6 protein-coding genes and 1 pseudogene are annotated in these 8,212 nt (G+C 51.6%); 2 read left to right on the plus strand and 5 right to left on the minus strand.

Going from position 1 to position 8,212, the window contains the following annotated elements:
• The first annotated feature begins 38 nt into the window (after positions 1 to 38).
• Positions 39 to 401: a 6-carboxytetrahydropterin synthase QueD gene (queD, locus tag M987_RS00880; protein WP_014071558.1), complete on the plus strand. Its 363-nt coding sequence runs from the start codon at positions 39 to 41 to the stop codon at positions 399 to 401.
• 33 nt (positions 402 to 434) lie between these two features.
• Here queD and queE read toward each other — a convergent pair whose 3' ends face one another.
• Positions 435 to 1,106: a 7-carboxy-7-deazaguanine synthase QueE gene (gene queE, locus M987_RS00885; protein WP_014071559.1), complete on the minus strand. Its 672-nt coding sequence runs from the start codon at positions 1,104 to 1,106 to the stop codon at positions 435 to 437.
• 539 nt (positions 1,107 to 1,645) lie between these two features.
• Here queE and M987_RS00890 point away from each other — a divergent pair.
• Positions 1,646 to 2,755 carry an SDR family oxidoreductase gene (locus M987_RS00890; RefSeq protein WP_014071560.1) on the plus strand — a complete coding sequence of 370 codons (1,110 nt, stop codon included), beginning with the start codon at positions 1,646 to 1,648 and terminating at the stop codon, positions 2,753 to 2,755.
• Positions 2,756 to 2,810: 55 nt separating this feature from the next.
• On the opposite strand, the gene eno is transcribed toward M987_RS00890, so the two are convergent.
• From eno to relA, 4 genes and pseudogenes are all read right to left on the minus strand, one after another.
• Positions 2,811 to 4,106, minus strand: a complete 1,296-nt coding sequence (gene eno, locus M987_RS00895; protein WP_014071561.1) for a phosphopyruvate hydratase — start codon at positions 4,104 to 4,106, stop codon at positions 2,811 to 2,813.
• Between the two features lie 82 nt (positions 4,107 to 4,188).
• Positions 4,189 to 5,826 (minus strand): glutamine hydrolyzing CTP synthase, encoded by a 1,638-nt coding sequence (pyrG, locus tag M987_RS00900; RefSeq protein ID WP_014071562.1) that lies wholly within the window; start codon positions 5,824 to 5,826, stop codon positions 4,189 to 4,191.
• A 223-nt stretch (positions 5,827 to 6,049) separates the two neighbouring features.
• Positions 6,050 to 6,841 (minus strand): nucleoside triphosphate pyrophosphohydrolase, encoded by a 792-nt coding sequence (gene mazG / locus M987_RS00905; RefSeq protein ID WP_014071563.1) that lies wholly within the window; start codon positions 6,839 to 6,841, stop codon positions 6,050 to 6,052.
• A gap of 69 nt (positions 6,842 to 6,910) precedes the next feature.
• Positions 6,911 to 8,200, minus strand: a pseudogene (gene relA, locus M987_RS00910) (GTP diphosphokinase); the annotation flags it as partial.
• Positions 8,201 to 8,212 lie beyond the last annotated feature (12 nt).

Raw genomic sequence — 8,212 nt, forward strand, 5'->3', positions numbered from 1 at the left:
TACTATGCGGCGGTTTTTTCCGCATTACTTGAGAGTTCATGATGTCCACCACACTGTTTAAAGATTTCGTCTTCGAAGCCGCACACCATCTTCCACACGTCCCTGCCGGGCATAAATGTGGCCGTTTACACGGGCACTCTTTTATGGTGCGTCTTGAAATCACGGGTGAAGTCGATCCGCATACCGGTTGGATCATGGACTTTGCTGAACTGAAAGCGGCGTTTAAGCCGACTTACGATCGCCTTGATCACTACTATCTAAATGATATCCCGGGCCTTGAAAACCCGACCAGCGAAGTGCTGGCAAAATGGATTTGGGATCAGATGAAGCCGCTGGTGCCACTGCTGAGCGCGGTGATGATCAAAGAAACCTGTACGGCAGGCTGCGTGTATCGCGGATAGTAAGAAAAAAGCCCGGTCAATGCCGGGCTTTTTTTAAGCAATATTCAGGTACTTGTGCGTCTGCATCGACAGGCGCCAGTTGCGGGCAATGCAGGTTTCAATACACAGACGTGTGGCATCGTCTTTCTGGCTGATAGGCTGAAGCGCAATCACGCGCTGTTTTTCATCAGACAGCGTCGCCAGCAGTTCATCCAGCGCTTCGATATCACGTACGCGGCCAACCGGGTGTTTGATTTCGTCAGCACGCTCCAGCGCCTGAGACAACACATCGTAGCCACCGCGCATATTCACTTTCGGTGAAACCGTCACCCAGGTCGCATGGGAACAACGCACTTCATGCGTACCGCTGGTTTCAATCTGACAGCTATAACCGTTCTTTTCGAGCAGCTCAGTCAGCGGCGTTAAATCGTGAATGCAAGGCTCACCACCGGTGATCACCACATGGCGCGCCGTCCAGCCCTGACGACCGATAATCGCCAGCAGATCTTCTGAACTCCCCGCGCCCCACTTATCGCTCTCTTTGGTTTTAGCCAGAATGCTAAACAGCGACACTTCCCGATCTGCGAGTTTATCCCACGTATGTTTGGTATCACACCAGGCACAGCCAACCGGGCATCCCTGTAAACGAATAAAAATAGCGGGAACGCCGGTAAAGTAACCCTCGCCTTGCAGGGTCTGGAACATCTCGTTAATCGGGTACTGCATAGTCTTCTCAGTTAATGGGGTAATCATTAATTATCGCAGATCCCCGTCGAAGGATCATGCTCCATCGGTGCTTTGCCCGCTAATTACCGGGACAAACCGTCCCAACACCCGCAGCGGAGGACCTGACAAAAGCCGCAGACAGCCAATGCAACACTTCCTCCATTATTATAACAATTATTTAGCCGGTTATTTTATTTCGTCCTGTTACCCTATTCGCTGTGAGTTTCCGTGATTTTACTTTGGGAAATAATCATTCGTTTTAGCTTTCCATCATGGTGTAACAAACCATTTTTATTTTTACATTTAGAATCAACTAAAAAACATAATCAAATAAAAACAACTCATTAAAAAACAAAGTGTTAAATATTTTAAAATATTTAATTGAATCATTCATTACGTTCCGTTGTCGAATATCTCCTCCTGATTTCCTTACCTTAAAATAAGCTTAAGATAAGACTTATAACGGCATTTCTTTATTTAAACGCCGTTTACTTTTCCCCGCCTACAATCCGCTCATCTATCAGCATGAGACAGTATCCATGAATACGTTATTCATCACGGGCGTGACCGGGTTTCTTGGCGGAGCAGTACTCGAAAAAATCCTTAATAGCGATCAGGCGGTAAACTTGCTGCTGCTGGTGCGTGCCGGCAGCCCGCAGGAAGGGCTTGAGCGCGTAAAGGAGAATATGCGCAAATTCCATGTTCATGAGAACACGCTGGCCAGGCTGAACGCGGATGACATCCTCATCGGCGATCTCGCTAACGCGCACGATTTTCTCAGCGATCCGCGACTGGAGCACGTGACTCACGTACTTAACTGTGCAGCCGTCGCGTCCTTTGGAAATAACCCGCTTATCTGGAAAGTGAACGTCGAAGGTACGCTGGCACTCGCTACCAGAATGGAACAGGTTGAAGGTTTGCAGCGTTTCCTGCACGTAGGGACAGCCATGTCATGCACGCCGGAACAGGATAGCCTGGTTGCCGAAAGTGCTGAGTTCAGAGAGAACGCCGAGCATCTGGTGGAATACACCTACTCGAAATCCACCATTGAGCAGCTGATGCGCCAGCAATGCCCGCGCTTACCGCTGTTGATTGCCCGCCCATCAATTGTGGTCGGCCATACGCGTCACGGCTGCACGCCTTCGAGCAGTATTTTTTGGGTCTTCAGTATGGGGCTGATGCTGCAAAAATTCATGTGCTCGATGGAAGATAAAGTCGATGTCGTGCCTGTGGATTACTGTGCTGATGCGCTGCTGATGCTACTCAACAGTTCTGCCGGGCAGGGCGAGGTGGTCCATATTTCAGCCGGGGAAGAGAACAGCGTTCGCTTTGCTGATATTGATATGGCAATGGCGGAAGCGCTGGAGAAAGCGCCGGTCGGAGACAAATACGCGCAGGTGAGTTATGAAACGCTGGTGAAAATGCGCCGGGAACTGAAGCACATTTTTGGCCCCTGCAACGAGCGTCTGATGCTTAAGGCGATGCGTTTGTACGGCGCCTTTGCCACGCTTAACGTGCGCTTTAGCAACGACAAGCTGTTGAGCATGGGGATGCCAAAACCGCCCCGCTTTACGGACTACATCGCCCGCTGTGTACAGACCACTCAGGGGCTGACAATCCCCGAACAGATGGCCGTCGATTTTAAATAGCCAAAAAAAATGCCAGTCATTCGACTGGCATTTTCATTTTAAGACTTAAAGGCTATTACTGGCCTTTGATCTCTTTACGACCGTTGTATGGTGCTTTTTCGCCCAGAGCTTCTTCGATACGAATCAGCTGGTTGTATTTAGCAACACGGTCAGAACGGCTCATAGAACCCGTTTTGATCTGGCCCGCTGCGGTACCAACAGCCAGGTCAGCGATAGTAGCGTCTTCAGTTTCGCCAGAACGGTGAGAGATAACAGCGGTGTAGCCAGCGTCTTTCGCCATTTTGATCGCAGCCAGAGTTTCGGTCAGAGAACCGATCTGGTTGAATTTGATCAGGATGGAGTTAACGATGCCTTTCTCGATGCCTTCTTTCAGGATCTTGGTGTTGGTTACGAACAGATCGTCACCAACCAGCTGGATTTTGTCGCCCAGTACTTTGGTCTGGTATGCGAAACCAGCCCAGTCAGATTCGTCCAGACCGTCTTCGATAGAAACGATTGGGTACTGTTTGGTCAGGTCTTCCAGGAAGTGAGTGAATTCTTCAGAGGTGAACGCTTTGTTGCCTTCGCCAGCCAGAACGTATTTACCGTCTTTGTAGAATTCAGATGCTGCACAGTCCATCGCCAGAGTGATGTCTTTGCCCAGCTCGTAGCCAGCAGCTTTCACTGCTTCTGCGATAACTGCCAGAGCTTCTGCGTTAGAACCCAGGTTTGGCGCATAGCCACCTTCGTCACCAACAGCAGTGTTCATACCTTTAGCTTTCAGAACTTTAGCCAGGTTGTGGAACACTTCAGAACCCATACGTACCGCTTCTTTCAGGGATTTCGCGCCAACTGGCTGAATCATGAATTCCTGAATATCAACGTTGTTATCCGCGTGCTCACCACCGTTGATGATGTTCATCATTGGTACTGGCATGGAGTATTTGCCTGGGGTGCCGTTCAGTTCAGCGATGTGCTCGAACAGTGGCTGGCCTTTTGCAGCTGCTGCTGCTTTGGCGTTCGCCAGGGAAACAGCCAGGATTGCGTTAGCACCGAAGTTAGATTTGTTTTCAGTACCGTCCAGATCGATCATGATCTTGTCGATGCCAGCCTGGTCTTTGGCGTCTTTGCCAAGGATTGCCTGAGCAATAGGACCGTTTACAGCGCCAACAGCTTTCAGTACGCCTTTGCCCATGAAACGGGATTTGTCGCCATCGCGCAGTTCCAGCGCTTCGCGGGAACCAGTAGAAGCACCTGATGGAGCAGCTGCCATACCGACGAAACCACCTTCCAGGTGAACTTCGGCTTCAACGGTCGGGTTACCACGGGAGTCGATGATTTCACGACCGATGACTTTAACGATTTTGGACATTAGATTTTCCTCAGTACAAGTTAAACTAAAACTCCAGACAAACAACGCGTACCAATGGTACGCGTTGCCGTTCTAACTTTTTTTACTTCGCCTGACGCTTCTGGTAATCGCTGGCGGCTTTCACGAAGCCTGCAAACAGCGGATGTCCGTCACGCGGCGTTGAAGTAAATTCCGGGTGGAATTGGCAGGCAACGAACCATGGATGGTTTGGCACCTCGATGATCTCGACTAACTGATCATCCCCGGAACGGCCCGCAACACGCAGACCCGCAGCTTCAATTTGTTTCAACAACATGTTGTTGACTTCATAGCGGTGACGATGACGCTCGGTGATGGTTGGTTCGCCATACAGCTTGCGAACAACGCTATCGTCGGACAGCTGGCAGGCCTGTGCGCCAAGACGCATAGTGCCACCCAGATCGCTCTTCTCAGTACGGACTTCGACGTTACCCTCTTCGTCGCGCCATTCAGTGATAAGCGCCACTACAGGGTACTTACAGTCTGGCACAAATTCCGTAGAGTTCGCGTTTTCCATTCCCGCTACGTTGCGCGCAAATTCGATCAGCGCAACCTGCATACCCAGACAGATGCCGAGGTATGGAATATTGTTTTCACGCGCATAGCGTGCGGTGGCGATCTTGCCTTCTACACCACGGTAGCCGAAGCCACCAGGGATGAGGATAGCATCCAGATCTTTCAGAATTTCGACGCCACGTGTTTCTACATCCTGCGAATCAATCAGCTTGATGTTAACGGAGACGCGGTTCTTCAGACCACCGTGTTTCAGCGCTTCGATAACTGACTTATAGGCATCTGGCAGTTCAATGTACTTACCCACCATACCGATAGTCACTTCGCCTGCCGGGTTAGCTTCTTCGTAAATAACCTGTTCCCATTCGGACAGATTTGCTTCCGGGCAGTTCAAGCTGAATCGTTTACAAATATAATCGTCCAGGCCCTGTGATTTCAACAGGCCCGGGATTTTATAAATGGAATCGACATCTTTCATTGAAATAACGGCTTTTTCTGGCACGTTACAGAACAATGCAATTTTCGCACGTTCGTTGGCCGGAATAGCGCGATCGGAGCGGCAAACCAGGATATCAGGCTGAATACCGATAGAGAGCAGCTCTTTAACGGAGTGCTGAGTGGGTTTGGTTTTCACTTCACCTGCGGCCGCCATGTAAGGCACCAGCGTCAGGTGCATGAACAGCGCGTGCTCACGACCAATGTCTACCGCCAGCTGGCGAATCGCTTCGAGGAACGGCAGGGATTCGATATCACCCACAGTACCGCCGATTTCAACCAGCACAACGTCATGGCCTTCGCCACCAGCAAGAACACGTTCTTTGATTGCGTTAGTGATGTGCGGGATAACCTGCACGGTTGCGCCCAGGTAGTCACCGCGGCGCTCTTTACGCAGAACGTCAGAGTAGATACGACCAGTCGTAAAGTTGTTACGACGGGTCATTTTGGTACGAATGAAACGCTCGTAGTGGCCAAGATCCAGATCGGTTTCAGCGCCGTCTTCAGTAACGAACACTTCCCCGTGTTGGGTTGGGCTCATGGTGCCCGGATCGACGTTGATATACGGATCCAGTTTCATCATGGTCACATTGAGACCACGGGCTTCAAGAATGGCTGCGAGGGAGGCTGCGGCAATGCCTTTACCCAGAGAGGATACGACCCCGCCGGTCACAAAAATATAGTTCGTTGTCATGCTGAACCTGAGAAGTTAGGGTGAAACGATGGAATAACCAGGACGGGAAAGTAGTATACCCGAACACAGCGAGCGCCACAAACTTTCATTCTCCGTCTCCTTTCCAGGCTATGACAAACATAAGGAGTGAGAAAATAGCCCGTTTCGGGTAAATGTTTTTGACGCAAATCAAGCGCTTGTCATTTAAAAAATCACACAAATTGCGCTTGATCGCAAAAATCCGTTAGAGATCAGATTCCTGGCGTTTTACTTCCTGCCAGACTTCTTCCATCACATCGAGGTCTACGCCGGTCATTTCCAGGCCACGCGAGGCCACAATCCGCTCAACCTCGCGAAAACGACGCTCGAACTTAATGTTGGCTTTTTGCAGCGCGGTTTCCGCTTTTACACCCAAATGGCGCGAAAGATTGACCGTCGCAAACAGCAGGTCGCCCATTTCTTCTTCCAGCTTTGCTTCATCCACGACGGCCTGTTGCGCTTCGTGCATCACTTCGTCTATCTCTTCATGCACTTTGTCCAGCACCGGGCCAAGCGACGTCCAGTCAAAACCGACGGTAGAACAACGTTTCTGAATTTTATGCGCGCGCATCAGCGCAGGCAGGTTCAGAGGGATGTCATCCAGCGCGGAATGTTGTGATTTTTCGGCGCGCTCTGCACTCTTAATTTGTTCCCAGCGGGTCAGCACTTCCGCGCTGTTACCTGCGGTGGCATCGCCGAAGATATGCGGATGTCGGCGTTCCAGCTTGTCGCTAATGGCAGCACAGATGTCGTCAAAATTAAAACGCCCTTCTTCCTGCGCCATCTGGGCGTAAAACACCACCTGGAACAGCAGGTCGCCCAGCTCACCGCGCAAATCGTCGAAATCTTCACGGGAGATGGCGTCCAGCACTTCATAGGTTTCTTCGAGGGTATATGGTGCGATGGTGGCAAAGGTCTGCTCTTTGTCCCACGGGCAGCCGTTTTCCGGGTCGCGCAGGCGTTTCATGATGCCGAGCAGGCGGTCGATTTGGGTCATAATTCTGTCCTGATAAAAAAAGAAATGCCGGGTGGCTGCTATGCCTTACCCGGCCTACAGAAGAGTGTGTTAACCGCCGTGAAGACGACGCGCGTCAATCACATCAGGCACCTGGTTTAGTTTACCCAGCACGCGGCCCAGCACCTGGAGGTTATAGATTTCGATAGTCATATCGATGGTGGCGAGCTGTTCGCGGGTATCACTGCGGCTGGCTACCCCAAGCACGTTGACCTTTTCGTTGGCGAGAATGGTCGTGATATCACGCAGTAAACCGCTGCGGTCATTAGCGGTGACACGTACCACCAGCGAATAGCCAGCAGAGTAGCTCTCGCCCCAGACTGCATCGACAATACGCTCCGGTGCGTGGGATTGCAGCTCAGCGAGCTGGTCGCAATCCGAACGGTGAATAGAGATCCCGCGCCCCTGAGTGATAAAGCCGACAATATCATCACCCGGAATTGGCTGGCAGCAGCGGGCGATGTGGTGCATCAGATTCCCGACGCCCTCCACCACCACGCGGCCGTTATCTTTGCTGCGCTGCTGCGGGGCATAGCTTTTCTGCTGAAGCTGTTTCAGCGCGGCGGCGTCCTGCTCTTCCGCACTGGGCTTGTTGAACTGAGCTTGCAGGAAATTCACCATCTGATTCAGACGGATATCGCCCCCGCCGATGGCGGCTAACAGCTCATCCAGCTCGTTAAAGTTGTAGCGCGGCAGCAGGTGTTTCTCAGCCTCTTTCAGGCTGATGCCGATATGCTCAAGCTCATCATCCAGGATCTGACGGCCGGCAAGGATGTTCTTATCGCGATCCTGCTTGCGGAACCAGGCATGAATTTTGGAACGCCCGCGGCTGGTGGTCACGTAGCCCAGGTTTGGATTCAGCCAGTCACGGCTTGGGTTCGGCTGCTTCTGGGTGATAATTTCAATCTGATCGCCCATCTGGAGCTGGTAGGTAAACGGTACGATACGCCCACCAATTTTGGCCCCGATGCAGCGGTGTCCCACATCGCTGTGGATGTGGTAAGCAAAGTCGAGCGGCGTAGACCCGGCTGGCAGGTCAACAACATCGCCTTTCGGAGTAAAGACGTAAACCCTGTCATCAAAGACCTGGCTGCGAACTTCGTCGAGCATTTCACCGGAATCCGCCATCTCTTCCTGCCACGCAATCAGTTTACGCAGCCAGGCAATGCGATCTTCATGGCCAGAACGTGCGCCACCGGTTGTGCCCTCTTTATATTTCCAGTGCGCGGCAACGCCCAGCTCGGCGTCTTCATGCATCTGTTTGGTTCGGATCTGGATTTCAACCGTTTTGCCGCCAGGGCCAAGTACCACGGTATGAATAGACTGGTAGCCATTCGGCTTTGCTTACCACAT

The sequence above is a fragment of the Enterobacter soli ATCC BAA-2102 genome, assembly GCF_001654845.1.
GTDB classification, from domain to species: Bacteria; Pseudomonadota; Gammaproteobacteria; order Enterobacterales; family Enterobacteriaceae; genus Enterobacter; species Enterobacter soli.

What these genes read in the sequence shown, in the direction of transcription:
- queD (WP_014071558.1), top strand. Translation starts at nt 39, where the DNA reads ATGATGTCCACCACACTGTTTAAAGATTTCGTCTTCGAAGCCGCACAC.
- queE (WP_014071559.1), bottom strand. Translation starts at nt 1,106, where the DNA reads ATGCAGTACCCGATTAACGAGATGTTCCAGACCCTGCAAGGCGAGGGT.
- M987_RS00890 (WP_014071560.1), top strand. Translation starts at nt 1,646, where the DNA reads ATGAATACGTTATTCATCACGGGCGTGACCGGGTTTCTTGGCGGAGCA.
- eno (WP_014071561.1), bottom strand. Translation starts at nt 4,106, where the DNA reads ATGTCCAAAATCGTTAAAGTCATCGGTCGTGAAATCATCGACTCCCGT.
- pyrG (WP_014071562.1), bottom strand. Translation starts at nt 5,826, where the DNA reads ATGACAACGAACTATATTTTTGTGACCGGCGGGGTCGTATCCTCTCTG.
- mazG (WP_014071563.1), bottom strand. Translation starts at nt 6,841, where the DNA reads ATGACCCAAATCGACCGCCTGCTCGGCATCATGAAACGCCTGCGCGAC.